The 22,030-nt window shown below is 59.9% G+C and carries 21 protein-coding genes; 6 read left to right on the forward strand and 15 right to left on the reverse strand.

Annotated features, from left to right (window positions below; genetic code table 11):
* Nucleotides 1–179: 179 nt before the first annotated feature.
* From eno to MD273_RS09855, 7 genes are all read right to left on the reverse strand, one after another.
* Complete coding sequence (gene eno, locus MD273_RS09825; protein WP_239037551.1) at nucleotides 180–1,475, reverse strand: phosphopyruvate hydratase; 1,296 nt, start codon at nucleotides 1,473–1,475, stop codon at nucleotides 180–182.
* Between the two features lie 180 nt (nucleotides 1,476–1,655).
* Complete coding sequence (gene kdsA, locus MD273_RS09830) at nucleotides 1,656–2,501, reverse strand: 3-deoxy-8-phosphooctulonate synthase (protein WP_239037552.1); 846 nt, start codon at nucleotides 2,499–2,501, stop codon at nucleotides 1,656–1,658.
* A 2-nt stretch (nucleotides 2,502–2,503) separates the two neighbouring features.
* Nucleotides 2,504–4,132: a CTP synthase gene (pyrG, locus tag MD273_RS09835; protein ID WP_239037553.1), complete on the reverse strand. Its 1,629-nt coding sequence runs from the start codon at nucleotides 4,130–4,132 to the stop codon at nucleotides 2,504–2,506.
* Nucleotides 4,133–4,220: 88 nt separating this feature from the next.
* Entirely contained in the window at nucleotides 4,221–5,573 is a 1,353-nt protein-coding gene (gene tilS / locus MD273_RS09840; RefSeq protein ID WP_239037554.1) for a tRNA lysidine(34) synthetase TilS, read from the reverse strand.
* Entirely contained in the window at nucleotides 5,557–6,510 is a 954-nt protein-coding gene (gene accA, locus MD273_RS09845) for an acetyl-CoA carboxylase carboxyl transferase subunit alpha (protein WP_239037555.1), read from the reverse strand. Before accA ends, tilS begins: the two co-directional genes overlap by 17 nt.
* Nucleotides 6,511–6,615: 105 nt before the next feature.
* Nucleotides 6,616–10,098 (reverse strand): DNA polymerase III subunit alpha, encoded by a 3,483-nt coding sequence (gene dnaE / locus MD273_RS09850; RefSeq protein WP_239037640.1) that lies wholly within the window; start codon nucleotides 10,096–10,098, stop codon nucleotides 6,616–6,618.
* 43 nt (nucleotides 10,099–10,141) lie between these two features.
* Entirely contained in the window at nucleotides 10,142–10,606 is a 465-nt protein-coding gene (locus MD273_RS09855) for a TlpA family protein disulfide reductase (RefSeq protein WP_239037556.1), read from the reverse strand.
* Between the two features lie 71 nt (nucleotides 10,607–10,677).
* Between MD273_RS09855 and arsC the strand changes: the two genes are divergently transcribed.
* Genes arsC through MD273_RS09870 form a run of 3 tightly spaced genes read left to right on the forward strand, consistent with a single transcriptional unit; the run spans nucleotide 10,678 to nucleotide 12,059 of the window.
* A complete protein-coding gene (gene arsC, locus MD273_RS09860; protein WP_239037557.1) occupies nucleotides 10,678–11,031 on the forward strand; it encodes an arsenate reductase (glutaredoxin) in 354 nt (117 codons plus the stop codon).
* A gap of 48 nt (nucleotides 11,032–11,079) precedes the next feature.
* Nucleotides 11,080–11,685 (forward strand): NAD(P)H:quinone oxidoreductase, encoded by a 606-nt coding sequence (wrbA, locus tag MD273_RS09865; RefSeq protein ID WP_239037558.1) that lies wholly within the window; start codon nucleotides 11,080–11,082, stop codon nucleotides 11,683–11,685.
* A gap of 14 nt (nucleotides 11,686–11,699) precedes the next feature.
* Nucleotides 11,700–12,059: a DUF2069 domain-containing protein gene (locus tag MD273_RS09870; protein ID WP_239037559.1), complete on the forward strand. Its 360-nt coding sequence runs from the start codon at nucleotides 11,700–11,702 to the stop codon at nucleotides 12,057–12,059.
* An 18-nt stretch (nucleotides 12,060–12,077) separates the two neighbouring features.
* Here MD273_RS09870 and MD273_RS09875 read toward each other — a convergent pair whose 3' ends face one another.
* From MD273_RS09875 to smrA, 8 genes are all read right to left on the reverse strand, one after another.
* A complete protein-coding gene (locus tag MD273_RS09875; RefSeq protein WP_239037560.1) occupies nucleotides 12,078–13,136 on the reverse strand; it encodes a DUF3080 domain-containing protein in 1,059 nt (352 codons plus the stop codon).
* A 29-nt stretch (nucleotides 13,137–13,165) separates the two neighbouring features.
* Nucleotides 13,166–13,855, reverse strand: a complete 690-nt coding sequence (gene mtnC, locus MD273_RS09880; protein ID WP_239037561.1) for an acireductone synthase — start codon at nucleotides 13,853–13,855, stop codon at nucleotides 13,166–13,168.
* Nucleotides 13,852–14,412, reverse strand: coding sequence for a 1,2-dihydroxy-3-keto-5-methylthiopentene dioxygenase (locus tag MD273_RS09885; protein ID WP_239037562.1), 561 nt, complete (start codon nucleotides 14,410–14,412; stop codon nucleotides 13,852–13,854). The genes mtnC and MD273_RS09885 overlap by 4 nt, the downstream gene beginning before the upstream one ends.
* Nucleotides 14,409–15,035: a methylthioribulose 1-phosphate dehydratase gene (locus MD273_RS09890; RefSeq protein WP_239037563.1), complete on the reverse strand. Its 627-nt coding sequence runs from the start codon at nucleotides 15,033–15,035 to the stop codon at nucleotides 14,409–14,411. The genes MD273_RS09885 and MD273_RS09890 overlap by 4 nt, the downstream gene beginning before the upstream one ends.
* Nucleotides 15,036–15,158: 123 nt before the next feature.
* The gene (locus tag MD273_RS09895) at nucleotides 15,159–17,363 is read right to left on the reverse strand and encodes a xanthine dehydrogenase family protein molybdopterin-binding subunit (RefSeq protein ID WP_239037564.1); all 2,205 of its coding nucleotides are present in this window, start codon (nucleotides 17,361–17,363) and stop codon (nucleotides 15,159–15,161) included.
* 1 nt (nucleotide 17,364) lies between these two features.
* Nucleotides 17,365–17,844: a (2Fe-2S)-binding protein gene (locus MD273_RS09900; RefSeq protein ID WP_239037565.1), complete on the reverse strand. Its 480-nt coding sequence runs from the start codon at nucleotides 17,842–17,844 to the stop codon at nucleotides 17,365–17,367.
* Nucleotides 17,845–17,915: 71 nt separating this feature from the next.
* Nucleotides 17,916–18,107 (reverse strand): hypothetical protein, encoded by a 192-nt coding sequence (locus tag MD273_RS09905; RefSeq protein WP_239037566.1) that lies wholly within the window; start codon nucleotides 18,105–18,107, stop codon nucleotides 17,916–17,918.
* Between the two features lie 65 nt (nucleotides 18,108–18,172).
* Complete coding sequence (gene smrA / locus MD273_RS09910; protein WP_239037567.1) at nucleotides 18,173–18,754, reverse strand: DNA endonuclease SmrA; 582 nt, start codon at nucleotides 18,752–18,754, stop codon at nucleotides 18,173–18,175.
* A gap of 166 nt (nucleotides 18,755–18,920) precedes the next feature.
* Between smrA and MD273_RS09915 the strand changes: the two genes are divergently transcribed.
* The 3 genes from MD273_RS09915 (at nucleotide 18,921) to MD273_RS09925 (ending at nucleotide 22,028) form a co-directional block, all read left to right on the forward strand.
* Nucleotides 18,921–20,834, forward strand: coding sequence for a putative nucleotidyltransferase substrate binding domain-containing protein (locus MD273_RS09915; protein ID WP_239037568.1), 1,914 nt, complete (start codon nucleotides 18,921–18,923; stop codon nucleotides 20,832–20,834).
* 12 nt (nucleotides 20,835–20,846) lie between these two features.
* Nucleotides 20,847–21,554: a 3'-5' exonuclease gene (locus MD273_RS09920; RefSeq protein WP_239037569.1), complete on the forward strand. Its 708-nt coding sequence runs from the start codon at nucleotides 20,847–20,849 to the stop codon at nucleotides 21,552–21,554.
* A 210-nt stretch (nucleotides 21,555–21,764) separates the two neighbouring features.
* Nucleotides 21,765–22,028 (forward strand): DUF4212 domain-containing protein, encoded by a 264-nt coding sequence (locus MD273_RS09925; RefSeq protein WP_239037570.1) that lies wholly within the window; start codon nucleotides 21,765–21,767, stop codon nucleotides 22,026–22,028.
* Nucleotides 22,029–22,030: the final 2 nt, after the last annotated feature.

Raw genomic sequence — 22,030 nt, forward strand, 5'->3', positions numbered from 1 at the left:
ACCGTTCAAAAAATCAGCACTGACTAATGAGTATAGACCTTAGAGTAGATTAACAACAAATTCTTCTAACTGGTTGTACAAAAAGGCCATCGTGTCTGAATTTTCATTCAGAACGCGATGGCCTTAACATTTTGTTACTTGCCGACCGCTGCCGGCAAGCCTTTTTTACCGCCGGAACCTCAGCCCTGGCCCTTGATCTCGCTCAGACCACGGTAAGGCGCCTTGCCATCCAGCGCCTCTTCAATGCGCAGCAGCTGGTTGTACTTGGCAACCCGGTCAGAACGGCACAGCGAACCGGTCTTGATCTGACCCGCGCAGGTGGCAACCGCCAGATCTGCGATGGTGGTGTCCTCGGTCTCACCGGAGCGGTGGGAAATGACCGCGGTGTAGCCCGCATCCTGAGCCATCTTGATGGCATCCAGAGTCTCGGTCAGGCTGCCAATCTGGTTGAACTTGATCAGGATGGAATTACCAACACCTTTCTCAATGCCCTGCTGGAGAATTTTCGTGTTGGTCACGAACAGGTCGTCACCGACCAGTTGCACCTTGCTGCCCAGCTTGTCGGTCAGCACTTTCCAGCCGTCCCAGTCGCTTTCGTCCATACCGTCCTCGATGGAAACGATGGGATAACGCTCGCACAGACCCGCCAGGTAATCAGCAAAGCCTTCGGAGTCGAAGCTCTTGCCTTCGCCGGAGAGCTGGTACTGGCCATCTTTATAGAATTCAGAAGAGGCGCAATCCAGGGCGAGCGTTACATCGGTACCAAGCTTGTAGCCCGCCTTGTCTACCGCTTCCTTGATCACAGCCAGTGCCGCCTCGTTGGACGGCAGGTTCGGCGCAAAACCACCCTCATCACCAACTGCGGTGTTCAGACCCTGCGCCTGCAGAACTTTTTTCAGGCTGTGGAAGATCTCCGCGCCAACACGAAGGGCTTCGGAAAACGTCTTGGCAGAAACCGGCTGAACCATGAACTCCTGGATATCAACGTTGTTATCCGCGTGCTCGCCACCGTTGAGGATGTTCATCATGGGCACCGGCATGGAGAACTGGCCGGAGGTACCGTTGATATCCGCGATGTGCGCATACAGCGGCTTGCCCAGAGAGATTGCCGCAGCCTTGGCCGCTGCCAGAGAGACCGCCAGAATGGCATTGGCGCCAAGATTCGCCTTGTTCTCGGTACCGTCCAGTTCCAACATGATGTTGTCCAGACCACGCTGGTCAGCCGCATCTTTGCCAACGAGCGCATCACGGATCTTGCCGTTCACGGCTTCGACCGCTTTCAGAACGCCTTTGCCCAGGTACCGGGTCTTGTCGCCATCACGCAGTTCCAGTGCTTCCCGGGAACCGGTTGAAGCGCCGGACGGTGCACACGCACTTCCGATGGTTCCGTCTTCGAGGATTACGTCTGCTTCGACAGTGGGGTTACCACGGGAATCCAGAACCTCGCGGCCCTTGATGTTGGCAATCTTGGTCATTCTTCTCTGTCTCCAAGTTCGTGTTCAATTTTGGGAGTCAGAGCGAGCGGGAACGGCCCTGCGAAAACCGCTACAAGCACATCCATGTGCGCTTGTTTCGGGCCGTCCCTGGCCCTCTACATTTTCGCAGGGCCGTTCCCGCTCGCTCCCATAGTCCGTATGAAACACCAACACCGCCAATCAGGCGGTGTCGATAGGTTTAAAACTTTTCACCAGGTCATCCACGGCTTTGACCCGCTGCAGGAAGGGCTCCAGCTGGCTGAGCCGCAGGGCGCACGGGCCGTCACACTTGGCCTGGTCGGGATCCGGATGCGCCTCCAGGAACAGACCGGCCAGCCCCTGGGACATGCCGGCCAGTGCCAGATCAGTGACCTGGGCCCGTCGGCCGCCGGCCGAATCGGCACGGCCGCCCGGCATCTGCAGGGAATGGGTCACATCGAACATCACCGGCACATTCATGGCCTTCATGATGCCGAAGCCAAGCATGTCCACCACCAGGTTGTTATAGCCGAAGCTGCTGCCCCGCTCGCACAGGATAACCTTGTCATTGCCGGCTTCCTCGCACTTGGTGATGATGTGCTTCATCTCCTGGGGTGCAAGGAACTGGGCCTTCTTGACGTTGATCACCGCGCCGGTTTCGGCCATGGCAACCACCAGATCGGTCTGGCGGCTCAGGAAAGCCGGCAGCTGAATGATGTCACAGACCTTGGCGGCCGGAGCTGCCTGTGCCGGCTCATGGACGTCAGAGATGATCGGCACCCCGAATTTGCTCTTGATGTCCGCCAGGATCTGCAATCCCTTCTCGAGGCCGGGGCCACGAAATGAGTGCACAGAGGAACGGTTGGCCTTGTCGAAGGACGCCTTGAATACGTACGGAATACCCAGTTTGCCGGTCGCCTCGACATAGGCCTGCGCCACCTCCATGGCAAGTTCCGGAGATTCCAGGACGTTCATTCCGCCGAACAGCACGAAAGGCTTGTCGTTGGCTACCTCGATGCCCGAAACGTTTACCGTGCTCTGCGCCATGCTCAGGACTCCTTCTTATGCGCCAGAGCCGCTGAAACGAAACCTTTGAAAAGCGGATGACCATCCCGGGGCGTGGAGGTGAATTCCGGATGGAACTGGCAGGCCACGAACCACGGGTGTTCCGGAGCTTCGACCACTTCCACCAGCTTGCCGTCACTGGAGCGGCCGGAAATCTGGAGGCCGGCGCCCTCGAGGGCCGGAAGGAAATGGTTATTCACCTCATAGCGATGACGATGGCGCTCACGAATGGTCTTCTTGCCATAGCAGTTGGCGATGGTGGAACCTTCGGTCAGCACACAGTCCTGGGCTCCCAGGCGCATGGTACCGCCCAGATCCGATTCCTCGGTGCGCTCCTCGCGCTCACCGGTGGCATCCAGCCACTCGGTGATCAGACCGACCACCGGCTCCGGGGTATGGGTGCGGAATTCGGTGCTATGGGCATCCTTCAGGCCGGCGACATTGCGCGCATACTCGATGACCGCCACTTGCATGCCAAGGCAGATACCGAGATAGGGAACCTTGTTCTCCCGGGCGTATTGCACGGTGCGGATCTTACCCTCAACACCACGCTCGCCAAACCCGCCGGGAACCAGGATGGCATCGGCGGACTCCAGCGCACGTGTACCGTCCCGCTCGATGTCTTCGGAATCAATGTAGTTGATGTTGACCTTGGTCCGGGTCTTGATGCCGGCGTGCAACAGGGATTCAATCAGCGACTTGTAGGCATCCAGCAGCTCCATATACTTGCCGACCATGGCGATGGTCACTTCCTGCTCCGGGTGCATCAGCGCATCCACGACGCCGTCCCACTCGCTCAGGTCAGCCGGCCGGGCATCGAGATTGAACCGCTCGATCACCAACTGATCCAGGCCGTGCTCGTGCAGCATGCGCGGAATGGCGTAGATGGATTTGGCATCCTGAAGCGGAATCACGGCACGCTCTTCCACGTTCGTGAACAGTGCGATCTTGCGACGGGAGCTGGCATCCACTTCGTGCTCGGATCGGCACAGCAGGATATCCGGTTGCAGACCGATGGAACGCATCTCCTTGACGGAGTGCTGGGTCGGTTTGGTCTTGATCTCGCCGGCAGTGGCGATATACGGAACCAGAGTCAGGTGCATGAACAGGGCGCGCTGCGGGCCAACCTCAACCTTGAGCTGACGGCAGGCTTCCAGGAACGGCAGGGACTCGATGTCGCCCACCGTGCCACCGATCTCGATCAGCGCGACATCCACGCCGGCGGCACCTTCCACTACCCGGCGCTTGATCTCGTCGGTGATGTGGGGGATGACCTGGACCGTGCCGCCCAGGTAGTCGCCACGCCGCTCCTTGCGGATGACTTCCTCGTAGACGCGACCGGTAGTGAAGTTGTTGCGGCGACTCATCCGGGTACGAATGAAACGCTCGTAGTGGCCAAGGTCCAGATCGGTTTCCGCGCCGTCTTCGGTGACAAAAACCTCACCGTGCTGGAACGGGCTCATGGTGCCGGGGTCTACGTTGATGTAGGGGTCCAGCTTGAGAATGGTGACCTTCAGGCCGCGTGCCTCGAGGATGGCTGCCAGGGAGGCAGACGCAATACCTTTCCCCAAGGAGGACACGACACCGCCGGTGACGAAAATATAACGCGTCATGCAGATTCCGTGATTATCTGGTTCGGTGAAGGAGGGAGATTGTTCATCTCAAGATGGGACGCCAGACTACCAGAAAGCCCCCCCTTACTCAATCACAATCCCGCTCCACAATCAGCCGCCAGCCAGCGGCAGGGGCGCTTCCCGAGTATTGTCCAGAACACCACAAATCGCCAATTCCGATCAGCGTTTCACCTTCGTCGTCGCGCCTGAAAACAAGCGGAATACGGGCCCTTTCCCAGGGTGGAATCCCCTGCTCCTGCAGCCATTTCTTGACCAGTTTTCCCGGCCCTTCCGGCAACGGGTGGAAGCGCTCGCCCCCCTGCCTCGTAGATACCCGTATTGCCGGCGGCGCCTGTTTGTGGCCAGAGGCAGACTCCAACCGGATTCGCCAGCCTGACCAACGCACCGGTTCGCCGGGCACGAGCCTGGCAATTGCGGACTCCGGTTCGGGCTGATCCGGAACCAGATAGAGGCGCCCCCGGAACCGGCGGATGGCAAAGCCCGCCCCGACCAGCTCGGGCTCACCGTCTTCCCGGGCGTGGATCAGCTCTTCGATAACCTGCGCCCAATCCCTGATGGAGGGCAGGTCGTAACCCGAGGTCCGGATCCACCAACGCAACAGGTTTTTCCGTTCCGGGAGCGGCAGCTGCTCGAGTCGCTCGATGGACAGGCGCCTGCCATCCGGGGCGCAGTCACGCCATTGAATCTCTGCCAGCCGGTCTGCCAGCGCCACCTGTTCTGTACAGGCAGCAGCGCTATGCCGGAGCCTGGCATTCAGGCCGGGCCAACGCTCCTTGAGCGCTGGCAGGATTCTCTGTCTGAGAAAGTTCCGATCAAAACGTTCTTCAGCGTTGCTCGGGTCTTCCACCCATTCCAGACCCGCTTCATTGGCCCATTGAGACAAGCGAGCCCTGTCGAATTCGAGCAAGGGCCGCACCAGTCGGCCGGCCCCCAGTGTCCGCTCACGGGGCATGCCCGCCAGTCCCCGCACGCCGGTGCCACGGAGCAGCCTGAACAGCACCGTCTCGGCCTGATCATCAGCATGATGCGCCATCAGCAGCAGGTCGCCGGATTCCAGGATTTCCTCGAATACCGCATACCGGGCATGACGGGCAGCCTCCTCAAGGCCACCGCCACTGGCGCCCACTCCTGCCTCGACATCGACGCGGCGCACCAGCAACTCAACGCCCAGAGCCTCACAAGTCCGGCGGCAGAACCGCTCGGATTCCGCGGCATTGGCCTGCAACTGATGGTTGATGTGAACGGCTCGAAGGCACGGGTCTTGAGGGAAGCAATGCGCTGCTGTATGCAGCAGAAGGCAGGAATCCAGACCACCGCTGAAGGCGATCCAGAGTCTGTTGTGCTCGGGGAGTGACCTGACCGGAGCGCAGAGTGCCTCCGGCCAGGCAAAACCGGGGACGGGTTTACCGTCCTGTGTCATAGCGGGTCAGCCGCTCATAGCGGCGGGACACCAGCTCGTCCGCGGGCAACCGGGAAAGTTCCGCGACTCCTTTGGACAGGGTTTCACGCAGCGATTCCGCCATCTCTTCCGGATTGCGATGGGCGCCGCCCAGCGGTTCGGCAATGACGTTGTCCGCCAACCCCAGATCTTTGAGCCGGTCCGCCGTTACGCCCATGGCTTCGGCAGCCTGAGCTGCGTATTCCGCGCTCTTCCAGAGAATAGAGGCACAACCCTCCGGTGAAATCACCGCGTAGGTGGAATACTGCAGCATGTTGAGCTGGTCACAAACGCCAATTGCCAGAGCGCCACCGGATCCACCTTCACCAATGACGGTGGAGATGATCGGGGTTTTCAGGCGGGACATGACCGCGAGGTTAAACGCAATCGCCTCGCTCTGTCCCCGCTCTTCGGCACCGATACCCGGGTAGGCACCCGGCGTATCGATGAACGTCAGGATGGGCATCTTGAATCGCTCTGCCATCTCCATCAGGCGCAGGGCCTTGCGGTAACCCTCGGGACGGGGCATGCCAAAGTTGCGCTTGACCTTGTCCCTGACCTCGCGCCCTTTCTGGTGACCGATAACCATAACCGGCTTGTCACCCAGGCGGGCGGTGCCGCCGACGATGGCCTGGTCATCCGCGTATCGGCGATCCCCGTGCAGTTCGTCGAAGTCATCGAAAATCATCTCGATGTAATCAAACGTATAGGGCCGGCGCGGGTGCCGCGCCAGGCGGGCAATATCCCAGGGCTGCAGGTTCGAGAAGATACTCTCCGTGAGATTGACGCTCTTCTTCTTGAGACGGTTGATCTCATCGGTGATGTTGATGTCAGTGTCATTGCCGACCATGCGAAGCTCTTCAATCTTGGCTTCCAGGTCGGCGATCGGCTGTTCAAAATCCAGGTAGTTAGGGTTCATGATGTTCCATCATTTTGATTTGCCTGACGGCCCCGCGGACCGCCAAAACCAGAATTTGGGACAAAGATAGCAGTGCATGCAGACCGGCTAAAGCGGACATTGGTCTTAATCATAGACCAGTTCAACCGATTGGTCGCCCACCAGGTACCTGAGCTCCAGCAACAGGTTATCGTCCGGCTGCACCCGCCAGGATTCCCCCAGCTCGATGCGGGTCCGGGCTTCCGGACTGCGGTACTCGATCCATACCGGGCTGCCCTCACAGCGGAAGGGCCGCAGGGTTTCGTCCAGCTTGTCCAGCAACCCGTTCTGCAACTGCTCCGCGGCCAGCTCCAGTTTGAGCCCGCGGCTGAACTGTTGCCGGGCGGTGGCTACGTCCATCACCGAGTTGACCCGCATTTTCATCTGGCCGGAGTAGTCATCGTGACTGACCTGCCCCTCCACGACAATGACCTGGTCCGACTGCAACAATTCCCGGTTCTCGAAGAAGGTTTCCGAAAACAGGGTGGCCTCGATCCGGGCGCTGCGGTCGTCCAGGGTAATGAAACACATGGTCGAACCGGTCCGGGTTTTCATGGTGCGCTGGGCAACCACCAGGCCTGCCACACGCTGGGGTGACTTGTTCGGTTTCAGGTCGGCAATCGATGAGCGGACAAACCGGCGCACTTCCTTCTCGTATTCGTCGAAGGGGTGACCAGTCAGGTACAGGCCGAGAGTGTCCTTCTCGCCCTTGAGGCGCTCCTTCTTCGGCCACTCACGGACATTGGCCACGTCTGCGTAGGCATCACCGTCCTCTCCGCCGGACTCGAGCATTTCACCAAACATATCCATCATGCCCGCGGCGTCGTTACGGGACTGCTGGTCCGCCTGCTGGACAGCCTTGTCGATGCTGGCCATCAGCTGGGCCCTGCCCGGCCCCAGCTTGTCCATGGCACCGGCGCGGATCAGCGCCTCCAAGGCTCGCTTGTTGACCTTCTTGAGGTCCACCCGCCGGCAGAAATCGAAAATATCCTCGAACGGACCGTCTTTGGCCGCCGCCACAATACTGTCGATCGGACCCTCACCCAGGCCCTTGATGGCGCCGAGACCATAGACGATCTGACCGTCATCGTTAACGGTGAAGGTATAGGCGGAACGGCTGACGTCCGGCACCAGCAGGTCCAGCTTCATGTTCCGGCACTCTTCCACCAGCGTGACCACCTTGTCGGTGTTCTGCATATCGGCGGTGAGTACGGCGGCCATGAACTCGGCCGGATAGTGCGCCTTGAGCCACAGGGTCTGGTAGGACACCAGGGCATAGGCAGCGGAGTGCGACTTGTTGAAGCCGTAACCGGCGAACTTCTCCACCAGGTCGAAGATGTTCTCGGCCAGGGTCTTGTCGATGCCGTTCTTCTCACAACCGTCCAGGAAAATGGCCTTCTGCTTGGCCATCTCTTCCGGTTTCTTCTTACCCATCGCGCGGCGGAGCATGTCCGCGCCACCCAGGGTGTAGCCCGCCATCACCTGGGCAATCTGCATGACCTGCTCCTGGTACAGGATGACCCCGTAGGTGGGCTCCAGCACCGGCTTCAGCCCCTGGTACTGATAATCCGGATGCGGGTAGGACATCGGCTGCCGACCGTGCTTACGGTCGATGAAATCGTCCACCATGCCGGACTGCAAGGGACCGGGACGGAACAGGGCCACCAGGGCGATCATGTCTTCCAGGGAGTCCGGCTGCAGGCGGCGGATGAGGTCCTTCATGCCGCGGGATTCCAGCTGGAACACGGCCGTGGTTTCGGCCCGCTTCAGCATTTCAAAGGACGGCTTGTCATCCAGCGGGATGGTGCTGATGTCCAGGGTCCCCTCGCCAAGTTTTTCCCGGCGCGGGTTGATCATGTTCAGGGCCCATTTGATGATGGTCAGGGTCCGCAGACCGAGGAAGTCGAACTTCACCAGGCCGGCATCTTCCACATCCCCCTTGTCAAACTGGGTCACCAGGCTTCCGCCCTCGTCATCGCAGTACAGCGGCGAGAAGTCGGTAATCTTGGTGGGCGCGATCACCACGCCCCCCGCGTGCTTGCCGGCATTCCGGCATACGCCCTCGAGCTTGAGGGCCATCTCCCAGATTTCCTGGGCTTCCTCATCCTGCTCCAGGAATTCCTTCAGCTGCGGTTCTTGCTCGATCGCCTTCTCCAGGGTCATGCCAACTTCGAACGGAATCAGCTTTGACAGCTTGTCCGCCAGACCGTAGGACTTGCCCTGTACCCGCGCCACATCCCGCACCACCGCCTTGGCAGCCATGGTACCGAAGGTGATGATCTGGGAGACGGCCTCCCGGCCGTACTTTTCGGCCGTGTAGTCGATCACCCGGTCCCGGCCTTCCATGCAGAAGTCGACGTCGAAGTCGGGCATGGATACCCGTTCCGGGTTCAGGAACCGCTCGAACAGCAGATCGTATTCCAGCGGGTCCAGATCGGTGATCAGCAGAGCATAGGCCACCAGGGAACCGGCACCGGAACCCCGGCCGGGGCCAACAGGCACACCGTTGTTCTTGGCCCACTTGATGAAGTCCATCACGATCAGGAAGTAACCCGGGAACCCCATCTGGATGATGATATCCAGCTCGAAGTTCAGGCGCTTGTAGTAGGCTTCCCGTTTCTCGTCGTATTCCGGGTCGTCCCTGCTCAGAGTTTTCGCCAGGCGCGCTTCCAGGCCTTCTTCCGACACATGACGGAAATATTCGTCCATGGTCATGCCGTCGGGGATCGGATAATTGGGCAGGAAGTACTCGCCCATGCGCACCTTCACCGAGCAGCGGCGGGCAATTTCCACCGTATTCTCAACGGCCTCGGGAATGTCCGAGAACAGCTCGATCATCTCCTCGGCGCTGCGCAGGTATTGCTGGTCACTGAACCGCCTCTCCCTGCGCGGATCATCGAGGGTACGGCTTTCACCGATGCAGACCCGGGCCTCGTGGGCCTCGAAGTCATCCGCTTCCAGGAAGTGCACGTCGTTGGTGGCCACCACCGGCAAGTCCAGCTCCGACGCCAGGCCCACACTCAGGTGCAGGCAGTCTTCATCACCCGGGCGGCCGGTACGCTGAAGCTCCAGGTAATAGCTGTCCGGGTAGAGGTTCTTCCAGTATTGCGCACGCTCCCGGGCCAGCTCCGGCTTGCCCGCCAGCAGAGCCTTGCCGACATCACCCAGCTTGGCACCGGAGAGTGCGATCAGGCCTTTTGACCGCTCTTCCAGCCAGGCGCGCTGAATGATCGGCTTGCCGAAGCGCTGGCCGTCGGTGTAACCGAGGGAGATGATTTCGGTCAGATTCAGGTAGCCGTCATTGTCCCTCGCCAGCAGTGTCAGGCGGAAAGGATTGTCCGGCTCGTCAGGGTTTTCCAGCCACAGGTCCGCGCCAATGATCGGCTTCACACCGGCGCCGGTGGCCGCCTTGTAGAAACGAACCAGCGAGCACATATTGGATTGCTCGGTCAGCCCCACCGCGGGCATGCCCAGCTCGGCGACACGACTGACCAGGGGTTTCACCCGGACCAGTCCATCCACCATGGAGTATTCGGAATGTACGCGAAGGTGTACGAAGGTTTGCGCCATAATATGAGGCTGTTCCTGCTTGTGTTCAGTCATGGGCGCGGGCTCAGCCGCCGATCAACGCCCGGATATCCGCTTCTGTCTGGGGGCCGAATCGGGTTTCCAGTAGTTCCCCGTCCGGATTCACGACAAACGTTGCCGGCAGTGCCACCGGTACCTGCCAACCGAACCGGGAAGCGGGATCTTCCGCCAGCATGGTGAACTCGATACCCATCCGTTCACCAAGTGCTACCAGTTCCGCTCCGGTTACACCGTCAAAGTTGACGCCAAGCACCGCAATATCGGGCGCCTTATCCAGTTCGTTCAACTCCGGGATTTCCTCCAGGCAGGGCTTGCACCATTCAGCCCAGTAATTGACCAGCACCCATTGGCCCCGCAGGTTGTCCCAATTCAGGGGAGGCCCTTCCGCGCGTCCGAATTCGGTTTTCTGGCAGCCGGAAAGCAAAACCGCCACCAGAACGGCGGCCAGCACTGGCCAGCGAGCACGGCCACCCGATACAGGGTACTGCACGGCAACTCCTCCTGTTAGACTACGGGCCTTTGACAACCCGCCGTATCCATCCGAGACAATCAGGCCAGAAGATGACAGAACCGACCCGGATTTTCCACAACCCGCGCTGCTCCAAGTCACGTCAAACACTTGAACTGCTTAACAAACGGGGAATCGAGCCGGAGATTATACGCTACCTGGAAACCCCTCCGACAGCGGAAGAGCTCGGGAATATCCTCGACATGCTGGGCTGCCAACCCCGGGAACTGATGCGCACCAAGGAATCCGAGTACAAGGAGCTGGGCCTGGACAACCCAGATCTCACCCGGGAGCAGTTGCTCCAGGCAATGTCCGAGCATCCGAAACTGATCGAACGCCCCATTGTGATTCGTAGAACCAAAGCGGCACTTGGCAGACCGCCGGAGAACGTTCTCTCCATTCTGTAATGGAGATCAAAGTCATTTCGCAGCCGCCAAGCAAGGAAACCCTGTTCCATGCCAGAGCATGAACCTTACATTCTGATCCTTTTCTACAGCCGCACCGGCCAGACCGGGGAGCTGGCCCGCCAGATCGGCCGGGGTGTGGCTCGGGTAACCGGGATCGAGGCACGCCTGCGGGCCGTGCCACCGGTCTCACCGGACACCGAAGCCAGCCTACCCCCGGTGCCGGACGAGGGTGCCCCCTACGCCACCAAGGCCGACCTTGCCGGATGCGCCGGTCTGGCGATCGGCAGCCCGACCCGCTTTGGCAACATGGCGGCGCCACTGAAGCACTTTCTCGACACCACCGGCGACCTTTGGCTGAGCGGTGCACTGGCAGGCAAGCCAGCAGGCGCGTTCACTTCGACCGGCAGCCTCCACGGTGGCCAGGAAACAACCCTGATGACCATGATGATGCCGCTGCTGCACCATGGCATGGTGGTGTGTGGACTGCCCTACACCGAGAAGGCGCTGAGCGAGACCCGTTCCGGCGGAACGCCCTATGGCCCTTCCCACTGGGCCGGAACCGAAGAACAACTGCCTTTGAGTGACCACGAGAAAAAGCTGTGCCAGGCCTTTGGCCAGCGCCTGGCCACCCTGGCCCTTAAACTGTCCGACTGAACCGGAAAGCAACCATGCTCCACAACGCAAAAGCCAAACAGACCGCACGCCTGACCATCCTGTTGTATCTGGCGGTCCTGGCCACATTGTTAGCGACCACCTTTTTCCCTGCTCCGGTGGAAGGTGTCTCGATCACCCTGATGCTGACCGTCAAACTGGTGCCTCTGCTGGCGTTCGCGGTGCCGGTGTTCAGGGGCAACAACCGCGGCTATATCTGGATGGCTTTCGTGGTGATCTTCTACTTTACCCAGGCGGTGGTATCAGCCTGGCTGAGCGAGGGCGCGCCGGGACCGGTGCTGCTTACCGTGCTGACCCTGCTGCTGTTTGTCGTGGCCATGATCCACCTGAAGGTGAATCGCCCGCAGGCCGGTTAGAAGCGCCGGCCTTCTGTCTCAGGCTCCGGGCCGCAAACCGCATTGCCCAAGCAGGTCCTGCCAGGCCCGGGTGTGGTTTGCCATTGCCTGGTCCAGTTCAAGCCATAGACTTTCCGGGGCGGACAGGGACAGATGGTGCCGGTACCAGGTACGAAAGCTACCCGGCATCACTTCCTCCTGCATTTCCGCCAATTTGGCCAGTGGCTCGATCAGGGCACTCCTGGCCCGGCGGATCTCCCCCATGTAGGGCTGAATCTCCCCGATATAGATGTTGAAAAACATGTTTTGCACGATATCGGACTGATTGTTCGGCTTGCCATTGAGGCATAACGGCCTGCCCTCCAGACGTTCCTGCAACAGGCCTGTGGCATCGTCCAGCCTGGCCGACAGGACCCGGGCACTGTTGATCAGCTGCCCCGCCCGGTATTCGGCCTGCCAGCGCTGGTGAACATTGCCGGCAAAATCCAGGGACACGTCCAGATTCCCACCGAGCAGCCTGGCCATGGCGGCACTGAGCTGATGCGCATCCAGGGCCAGGTCGGAAACCGGATCACCTTCCGGGGCGACCGGGTAATACCCCTTGGCAAGAGTAAAAAGGGTCTCGACTTCTTCTACGCCCCAGGTCGCATTCCACACCGCAACAGGTAACGATTCCCGCTTGCTCTCAATAGCCTTGAGCAGAGCCTCTTCAAGCCTCTCCTCCTCCACCTCAGGCAGGCAATCGCGAGCCGCTTCGATGAAACGCACCTCATATCGAAGGCGATTGAGCGGCTGCATGACCCGGCCCATGACGGAGTTCTTCTCGCCCACCACATACTGCAGTTCGCATCCGTACAAAGACAGGAAGTCGAGCATCCCGATGTCCAGTTCCGGCATGGTCAACACCCGGTCACGGCGGCGGGGGATCTGTTCGGCGGGCTCGGGAGAAGACAATTCGGGTTCCGTCTCCAGAACCCGCGCGACCCGCTCCACATACTCATCCATCATGGGGCGGGCCTCAGAGAAAGGATTACAGGCGGACAGGACCGGAATCAACAGCAAAGGCACCAGCCTGAGTGCCAGGCAACGTCCGGTCATGGGATCCTCCTGTAGTCGGTTCGGCAGGATCAGCGCTTGCGAAGCAGCGTATCTACCTCCGAAAAGTCACGGGCAACAAAACGGCTGGTGTCGGGCAACTCACCCTCCCGGACCAGCCAGGCGGTCTTCAGACCGACGGCGCTGGCAGCCTCGAGCTCTGCCTCGACATCAGACAGGAACAGGACCGTTTCCGGTTCGACACCCAGCTCCTTCAGGATATTACGATAGGAATCGGCTTCTTTCTTGCCTCCGATCCGGGTATCGAAATACCCCGAGAAAAACGGCGTAAAATCGCCCTCGGTGGTAAAGCCGAAAATGAGCTTCTGCGCTTTCACCGAACCGGAGGAGTATACGAACAAACGCAACCCCCGATCATGCCACCGCTGCAGGTAATCCGCGGCGTCCGGGTAAATATGACCCTTCAACTCACCCTGCTGGTAGCCCTGTTCCCAGACCATACCCTGCAGGGCTTTCAGAGACGTTTCCTTGCGGTCCTCACGAATCCACTGCTGGAGCACGTCAACAAGGCCATCAACATCAGTGCGATCGACACCGCTCTTTTCGGCCACCGCGTCGAGCTGTTCGGCTACGGCCGGAACATCCCGGTTTTCGGTCACAAACCCGGGCAGATGCTTGGCCGCAAAGGGAAACAGAACATCATGCACAAACGAAATGGAGCTGGTGGTGCCCTCAATGTCTGTCAGGATAACCCGGATCATCCGCTCGCCTCCGCCAGCGCCTCATACCTCGGCAGACGGCTGGCGATATCCTCACCGGTGAAATCCGCCACCCAGCCTTCAGGGTTACTGAACAGCCGGATACAGATAAACTCCGGTTCGGGCCCCATATCAAACCAGTGCCGGGTGCCGTCCGGAACGCTGATCAGGTCGTTCTTCTCGCACATCACCGCGTAAACCTGGTCGCCGAAATGCAGGTAGAACAGGCCCCGGCCCCGCACGAAGAAGCGCACCTCGTCCTCACTGTGGGTGTGCTCATCCAGGAACTTCTGTCGGAATACCTCTTTCTGCGGGTTGTCCGGGTTCAGACTGACCACGTCGGCAGTCTGAAAACCGCATTCCGCCTTCAGTTGCGCAATTTCCCCGCTGTAGGCCTCCAGAATCTCTTCCTGGCTGGCATCGGCGGGCAGATCCCGGGTCGGCCACTGCTCGAAGCGAATGCCCTGGGTGGCCAACAGCTCCCGGATTTCCGACGGTTGTTCCGTCACGGTGTGCGGCTGCTCTGGCTGGCTTTGGTCAAAGATGCTCAGGGTAGTCATGGGCGGACCCTCATGGTTTCAAGTTCACATTCAAAAAGGAATTCAAACGCTTCCACGTGTCGCAGGCAATCAGCCATGGTGTTGCCCCAGGTATAGAGGCCATGCCCCCGGATAAGGTAGCCCGGCTGCTCCGGATGCTCCGCAAACCAGGCCTTGGTCTCCCGGGCGAGAGCGTCGATATCCTGGGTATTATCGAACACCGGAACTGTCAGAACGGATTCGTGGGTCTGCACGCCGGCGAAGGCCTTCTGAAGCTCATACCCTTCCAGCTCCAGCGCCCTTCCCGGTTCAAGCAGCCGGCTGAGTACCGTCGCTTTCACGGAATGGGTGTGCAGCACCGCCCCGACCTCCGGAAACAGTTCGTACAGTATGGTATGCAGGCGGGTTTCCGCCGAGGACCGGCAGTTGCTCTGGACTGGCTGACCGGACAGGTCCACCACCATTACATCTCCGGCTCCGAGCTGCCCCTTGTGCCGGCCGGAAACCGTGATTGCAACGTGCTTATCGTCAATCCGCGCGGAATAATTGCTGCTGGTCGCCGGCGACCAGCCCTGCTGGTACAGGAAGCGACCGGCTTCAACGATGGATTCTGCCGCTGTGGCGTATCGGGTGACATCGAACAAGGTATTTCTCCAGGGACCAGGTGCCAGGGGTGTCCCCGCCGACCGGAGATCATTGACCCTTATTTGCCGCTATTATAGGGATGGTTGAACAGCCCGCAAATCACGAAGGGGCTGCTGAAGGCATCAAACATCGGCCCTCAGCGGCAGCGTCCGTTGACGTTTGCCGGTCAGCGCAAACAACGCATTGCCCAAAGCCGGAATCACCGGCGGCACGCCCGGCTCGCCGACCCCGGTTGGTGTCTCGGTGCTGTCCACGATCTCCACCTCGACCTCCGGCCGCTCGTAGTGCCTCATGAGGGGGTAGTCGTGGAAGTTGGATTGCCGGACTTCGCCCTGCTCCAGAGTAATTTCCCCATACAGGGCTGCTGTCAGGCCGAACAGGATACCACCCTCGATCTGGTCAACCACGATTGCCGGGTTGACCACCTGGCCACAATCCACGGCAGCAGCAACCCGGTACACCCGGATCGAGCCGTTCTCGAGGCCCGCTTCCACCACCTGGGCCACGTAGGTGCCAAAACTGCGCATCAGGGCAATGCCACGGGCCCGGCCCTCCGGCACCGGCGTATCCCAGCCGCCCAATCGGGCCGCCCGGTCCAGTACCTCGCGATGTCTCGGCTCCTTGGCCAGCAGGCCACGACGGAATCGGTATGGATCCTGCCCCGCCTCGTGGGCCAGTTCGTCCATGAAAGTTTCGACGGCAAAGCCGTTATGGGAGTACCCCACCGAACGCCACCAGGTAATGGGGACACCCGGGTCGATATGGGTATGACGGATATCGATGCTCGCCACCTGGTACGGATATTCGATAGCTCCCTCGATGGCGGAGATATCCTTCGGGGTGGCAATACCCTCTGTCCAGCCCCCAACCTTGCCCAGGGCGTCGTAGAGGAATTTGGGCGTCCAGGGGAACTGCGCGGGCGCGGCATTGCGAACGTACCAGTTCAGAATCTGCGGCCCGACGATCTGGTGCTGCCAGCCAGTGAGCTCACCCTCGTTCAGGGCGGCCTTCATCCGGTGCAGCATGGCCGGCCGGTACAGATCGTGGCGGGTATCTTCTTCCCGGGACCAGATTAACTTCACCGGCCGGTCGACGCGGAACGCAATCGCGGCAGCCTCTTCTATATAGTCCTGGGTCAGACGCCGGCCGAAGCCGCCCCCGAGGAAGGTGGTGTTGATCGTCACCTCGTCCGGGGCCAGACCGGTCACCCGAGCAGCGGCTATGCGGCCGAGATCCGGGGCCTGGGTCGGCGCCCAGATCTCCATATGATCATGCCGGTACCAGGCCGTGGCATTCATGGGCTCAAGCGTGGCGTGGGCCAGATAAGGCTGGCTGTATTCCGCCTCCACCACTCTTTCAGAGGTTTCCAGAGCCCGGTCGGCATCACCCTCACTGCGCTCCGACTCGCCGGCATTCTCGTCCGCAGCTTTGCGGTAGGTCTCGAATACCTCCTGCGTGGACAAGCCCAATGCTTCCGAGAAGTCCCACCTCACTTTCAAGGCGTCCTGCGCCTTGCGGGCCCGCCAGTACCTGTCGGCAACGATAGCCACTCCTCGATCGATTGCCATGACCTCGAGAACGCCTGGCATGGCCCGTACTTCCTCGGCATTGAACGACTGCACCTTGCCGCCGTATCGGGGCGAGCGGGTAACCACCGCATACACCATGTCCGGCAGGCTGACATCAATGCCGTACACGGCAGTGCCGGTGGACTTGGCACGGGCGTCGAGCCTGCGGTTCTGTTTGCCGATGTATTTCCACTCAGCTGACGGCTTGAGCGCGACATCCCCGCGCAGAATTTCATTGGACGCCAGCTCAACCAGCTGGCCATAGCGCATGGAATCGATGCCATTGGGGTGGATCACGCGCCCGTCAGTGGCCGAGCACTCTCCCGCATCGACCCGCCAGACGCCTGCGGCCGCCCGGATCAGCATCTCGCGGGCGGAAGCGCCGGCCGCCCTGAGGGGTACCCAGCTGGCGGCGAGGCTGGTGCTGCCCCCGGTGAGCTGTAGCTTGTACAACGGATTCTTGTATTCGTCGGCAACCGGGGCAAAACGCGGCTCGATGGCCTCCGGAGCCACCTCCAGTTCCTCCGCAATCAGCGTGGTAAGGCCAGTGTAGGTACCCTGACCCATCTCCACCCGCGCCAGAGTGAAGTAAATGCGGTCATCCCGGGTAATTTCCAGCCAGGCATCCGGGCGCCATTCCCCCGTTTCCTCCTCGTAACCCGTGGGGAGCCCGGAACATCCGGGCAGTGACAGAGAGAGCATCAGGCTTCCGGAAGCACCGGCACTGACTTTCAGGAAATCCCTTCGGTTCAGCACCATGTCACGCCTCCTTCTGCGCCGCTTTCTTGCCGGCAACCACGGATTCCACGGCAGCGATGATCCGGTTGTAGGTGCCACACCGGCACAGGTTGCCTGTCATGGCAGCGACAATCTCGTCACGGCCAGGTGAGGGATTGGTCGCCAGCAAATGAGCGGCGCTCATGATCTGCCCGGATTGGCAGTAGCCGCACTGGGGCACTCCGTGATCAATCCAGGCCTGCTGTAACGCATGCAATCGATCACCATTGCCAAGACCTTCGATGGTGGTCACTTCGCGATTCGCAGCCGCTTCCACGGGCGTGGAACAGGACCGCACCGGCTGCCCGTCCAGATGCACCGTACAGGCACCGCACAGCCCGGCTCCGCATCCGAATTTGGTGCCCGGTAGGCCCAGTTCGTCCCGCAAAACCCATAGCAGCGGCGTGTCAGCCTCGATATCCAGCGAATGAGTCTCACCATTTACGGTCAGGCGTAATGCCATTGCCTCTCTCCTGTGCAGGGGCCTCTCGCCGGGCCACCTCTGTTATCCGGGGCAGGTCGACACCTGGTCCTTTACTTGACGACTTCCTCACCGTCCTTGTTTACCCAGATCTTGCGCTCACCGGATTCCATCTGACCGTTGGAATTCCAGACTTCGCGCCCCTCGGTGGCTTCCTCGACCTTGCCGTTATCATTCCAGATCACGCGATCCTTGCAGCCAGCCAGCGCCAGCACCGAGAACACCATCACAATCAACTGCTTCACCACACTTACCTCCGATACCGGCTTTGCCGGTTTTTTCAACATGAACCTGGAAAGGAATGGAAGCCCTAGCGGCTTCCGTGGATTTCACGATTGCGCTGCTTGTCGCGGTCACTCTTCCGTACCATGACATACACCGCCCCGGTGCCACCATGGTGTTTCTGGGCCGAATGAAACGCCAGCACATCGTCAAGCTCGGGTAGCCACTTGGCGAGATAGCTTTTCAGCTGGGCGATGCCGTCAGGATTACGCTCGCCCTTGCCGTGAAGGATGATCACCGAGCGTAAGCCGTAACGTACACAGTCACCGATAAACGTGAATACTTCCCGCCGGGCCTGCTCAACGGTCATCCGGTGCAGGTCCAGGCGGGCTTCGATGGGATACTGACCAAGTCGAAGCTTGCGAAAGACACCATGCTGGATGCCCGGCCGCTGCCAACTGAGAATATCGTGCGCGGTCAGTGGCTCCACCATATCGGACGTCAGCGGATTCGCATCCTTCAGCGGTTTCTCCACGGCCGCGCGCTGACGCTCCAGATGACCCGGAGTCAGTTCCCTGGGCGTGGAGACCTCGGCCCGGTTCGGTTTGCGGATGCGCCGGACGTCCTTCATTTCTTCCAAGAAGGCCAGGCGCTCGTCTTTACTGGTCATGGCTGAGTTTGTTTCTGGATTGATTGATGTCAGAACTTTACCACCGCCCCGGTATACCATAAAGGAAGCAACGCCCCGTCCCGCTTGCTACCAAGATCGTAGGGCTCGAAAGCGCACCCTGCACTACACTCAAACGGACAATAATAACGAGCGAATGGATCCGGATATGGCCTCGAACCAGGAAAGTAACCGCCCCCAGAATACCCGTGCCATCATGACCTTCCTCCGTGAGCATGCGCCTTTTTCCAGTATGGACGATGCTCACCTGGCACATTTTGCGGAACATGCCTCCCTGAGGTTCTATGCCGATGGCGATGTGGTGCTCTCGCCGGACGAAGGCATCGTCAAACGTTTTTACGTAGTAAAGCAGGGACGGATCCGTGGCGAACGGCACAACGAAAAAGAAGATCGCACCGAAACCACCTTTGAAATCAGTCGGGGCGAGTGTTTCCCGCTGGCGGCGATGATTGGCGAACGCCCCACCCGGACCCTTCACCGGGCCGATGGCGACACCTTCTGCCTGAGTATTGAACAGGATGCCTTTATCACCCTGTTCTCCGAGAGCGACCCGTTCCGGGATTTCTGCCTGCGGGGTGTCAGCAGCCTGCTCGATCAGGTGAACCAGCGCATCCAGTCCGGAGCCATGGCTTCCATTGGTTCCAGTAACAGCCTGGACACTCCGCTGGAACGCTACGCCCTGCGTAATCCGATCGTCTGTTCCCCGGATCTCCCCGTGCGAAAAGCCGTGGCCCGCATGCACGAGAACAATGTCGGCAGCATCATCATCACTGATGACAACCGACACCCGACCGGCATCTTCACCCTGCGTGATCTGCGCACCATGATCGCCGAGGAGAAAGGCCCGCTCGATACACCGGTGCGCCAGGTGATGACGCCGGATCCCTGCCGCCTCCCGGCCCATGCCGATGCCTTCGAGGCCGCAATGCTCATGGCCGAGCACCACTTTGCCCACCTGTGCGTGGTCGACGACGAGCAGCGCCTGATCGGCGTGGTCTCGGAGCGCGATCTCTTCGCCCTGCAACGGGTGGATCTGGTCAACCTGGCACGCACCATCGGCACCGCCACACACCTTCGCACCCTGGTGAGCCTGCGCAGCGACGTATCGCGGCTTGTGGACGCCATGCTGGCCCATGGTGCCGATTCCGGCCAGGTCGTGAAGATTATCACCACACTCAATGACGTCACGGTGCGACGGGTTCTCGAGCTGAATATTCAGAAGAACGACCCGGGCATCCCCTTCACCTGGCTCACCTTCGGTTCCGAAGGGCGTCAGGAACAGACCCTGCTCACCGACCAGGACAACGGCATCCTGTTCCGGACCCCCGAGGGCATGACCGAGGACCAGGTCCGGGAAAAACTGCTTCCCTTTGCCCAGACCGTCAACAAGGAACTGGCCGAGTGCGGCTTTACCCTGTGCAAGGGCAACATCATGGCCAGCAACCCGAAGCTTTGCCTGAGTGACCGCGAATGGGATGACTGGTTCATTCGCTTTATCGACGCCTCCACCCCCCAGAACCTGGTGTATTCATCGATCTTCCTGGATATGCGGGCAGTATTCGGTCCGACCGAGCCCTTGCACGAGTTGCTGGAAAAGGTTCTCGCCCGGATCCGCAAGAATGCCCTGTTCCAGAAGATGCTGGCCGGCAACGCGTTCCAGCGCAAACCGCCGCTGACGATGTTCCGCAACTTCCGTTATCTCAACGATGAGAAAAAACACGCACTGGACCTCAAACGACAGGGGCTGGCGCCCTTCGTCGAGGCAGTCCGGGTATTCGCACTGGCCAACGGTGTGGAAACCGCCAATACCCTGGAACGGATGGAAGAACTGGCGAAAAAAGGCGTCTTCGACCCCAAGGATGCCAACGCCTGGAAGGAAGCCTACAGCCTGATACAGGCGATTCGCATGCGCGCCCATCAGGAAATGCTGGATCGAGGCGAGGAGCTGACCAATTACATTGACCCGGATGATCTGAACCCGCTGGACCGGCGGATCCTGCGGGAGTCCTTCCGCCAGGCCCAGCGACTTCAACAGAAGCTGGAAGTCACCTACCAACTCTGAGAGCCGGACAGGATGCTGGACTACATCAAGCAATGGCTCGAGCGTCGCCGAGCCGGCCATATTGGCGACCACGACCGGGACAATCTGCCCTCTCCCAAAGCCGCGGGCGATCAACTGCTTTCGAACAGCCGGCTGATAGTGCTTGATCTCGAAACCACCGGCCTGAATGCGGCCAAGGACGAGGTGATTGCCATTGGGGCAGTGGCCATCAGCGGTGGCGTGATTCACCTCGATGACCAGTTCGACCTGATTCTCCGGCGGCCGGAACTGGATATCAGCGAAACGGTCCTGATCCATGGCATCGGGCCCGAAGCCCTGACCCAGGGCCACGAAACCGAAGATGCCCTGCTGTATCTGCTGGAATGGATGAACGGCGATCCGGTGCTGGCCTACCACTCCGCATTTGACCAGAAGTTCCTCGAAAAGACGCTCAAGAGCGTGCTGGGCTACACCCAGCCCCATCTCTGGATTGACGTGGCCGACCTGTTACCGGCGTTCTTCCCCGATGCGAAACCCGGTGGCAAGGGCCTGGACCATTGGGCGGACTGTTTCGGGCTGGAAGTAAGCGAACGTCACCATGCCGCAGCCGATGCACTTGTCACTGCAGAGCTCACCCTTGTGGCTCTGAACAAGGCCGGAAAAGACGATGTAAAAACCCTGAAAGATCTGAATGACAAACTTCGATATCACCGAAGATTGCAAAACATGCATCGCTTTTGAGGGAGGGCAAAAGCGCTTCACAAAATTGACCGATCCCAAGGCAAATTACTGAGAATTAGACCTTTTGCCAATATCTATATATTGGTTGACCAGTAAAGTCATTAGGGACAACAGTCGGAGAAGTACTTATATGAATAATAAATTCTCTAGCCGAAATACCTCACCAAAAACCCATCCAACCTCCACAACAACAACACAGGAGTGAATCCTATGTCAGGTCATAGCTACGACGCTGAAAACTACTGGAAGGCGAACCTCCGCCTGATATTCGGGAGTCTGATTGTCTGGGCCCTGGTATCTTACGGTTGCGCCATCCTGCTTCGTCCGATGCTGGCGGGAATTTCCGTTGGCGGGACCGATCTGGGCTTCTGGTTCGCCCAGCAGGGCTCCATCCTCACCTTCATCGCTCTGATCTTCCACTACGCGTGGCGCATGAACAAGATCGACGAAAAATTCGGCGTACACGAGGAGTAAGG

Origin of the sequence: Marinobacter sp. C7, from assembly GCF_022343555.1 — a bacterium.
GTDB lineage: Bacteria > Pseudomonadota > Gammaproteobacteria > Pseudomonadales > Oleiphilaceae > Marinobacter.

What these genes read in the sequence shown, in the direction of transcription:
- MD273_RS09875 (WP_239037560.1), bottom strand. Translation starts at nt 13,136, where the DNA reads ATGACCGGACGTTGCCTGGCACTCAGGCTGGTGCCTTTGCTGTTGATT.
- MD273_RS09870 (WP_239037559.1), top strand. Translation starts at nt 11,700, where the DNA reads ATGCTCCACAACGCAAAAGCCAAACAGACCGCACGCCTGACCATCCTG.
- accA (WP_239037555.1), bottom strand. Translation starts at nt 6,510, where the DNA reads ATGAACCCTAACTACCTGGATTTTGAACAGCCGATCGCCGACCTGGAA.
- MD273_RS09895 (WP_239037564.1), bottom strand. Translation starts at nt 17,363, where the DNA reads ATGGTGCTGAACCGAAGGGATTTCCTGAAAGTCAGTGCCGGTGCTTCC.
- kdsA (WP_239037552.1), bottom strand. Translation starts at nt 2,501, where the DNA reads ATGGCGCAGAGCACGGTAAACGTTTCGGGCATCGAGGTAGCCAACGAC.
- tilS (WP_239037554.1), bottom strand. Translation starts at nt 5,573, where the DNA reads ATGACACAGGACGGTAAACCCGTCCCCGGTTTTGCCTGGCCGGAGGCA.
- MD273_RS09915 (WP_239037568.1), top strand. Translation starts at nt 18,921, where the DNA reads ATGGCCTCGAACCAGGAAAGTAACCGCCCCCAGAATACCCGTGCCATC.
- wrbA (WP_239037558.1), top strand. Translation starts at nt 11,080, where the DNA reads ATGCCAGAGCATGAACCTTACATTCTGATCCTTTTCTACAGCCGCACC.
- MD273_RS09925 (WP_239037570.1), top strand. Translation starts at nt 21,765, where the DNA reads ATGTCAGGTCATAGCTACGACGCTGAAAACTACTGGAAGGCGAACCTC.
- MD273_RS09920 (WP_239037569.1), top strand. Translation starts at nt 20,847, where the DNA reads ATGCTGGACTACATCAAGCAATGGCTCGAGCGTCGCCGAGCCGGCCAT.
- dnaE (WP_239037640.1), bottom strand. Translation starts at nt 10,098, where the DNA reads ATGGCGCAAACCTTCGTACACCTTCGCGTACATTCCGAATACTCCATG.
- arsC (WP_239037557.1), top strand. Translation starts at nt 10,678, where the DNA reads ATGACAGAACCGACCCGGATTTTCCACAACCCGCGCTGCTCCAAGTCA.
- MD273_RS09885 (WP_239037562.1), bottom strand. Translation starts at nt 14,412, where the DNA reads ATGACTACCCTGAGCATCTTTGACCAAAGCCAGCCAGAGCAGCCGCAC.
- eno (WP_239037551.1), bottom strand. Translation starts at nt 1,475, where the DNA reads ATGACCAAGATTGCCAACATCAAGGGCCGCGAGGTTCTGGATTCCCGT.
- mtnC (WP_239037561.1), bottom strand. Translation starts at nt 13,855, where the DNA reads ATGATCCGGGTTATCCTGACAGACATTGAGGGCACCACCAGCTCCATT.
- smrA (WP_239037567.1), bottom strand. Translation starts at nt 18,754, where the DNA reads ATGACCAGTAAAGACGAGCGCCTGGCCTTCTTGGAAGAAATGAAGGAC.
- pyrG (WP_239037553.1), bottom strand. Translation starts at nt 4,132, where the DNA reads ATGACGCGTTATATTTTCGTCACCGGCGGTGTCGTGTCCTCCTTGGGG.
- MD273_RS09900 (WP_239037565.1), bottom strand. Translation starts at nt 17,844, where the DNA reads ATGGCATTACGCCTGACCGTAAATGGTGAGACTCATTCGCTGGATATC.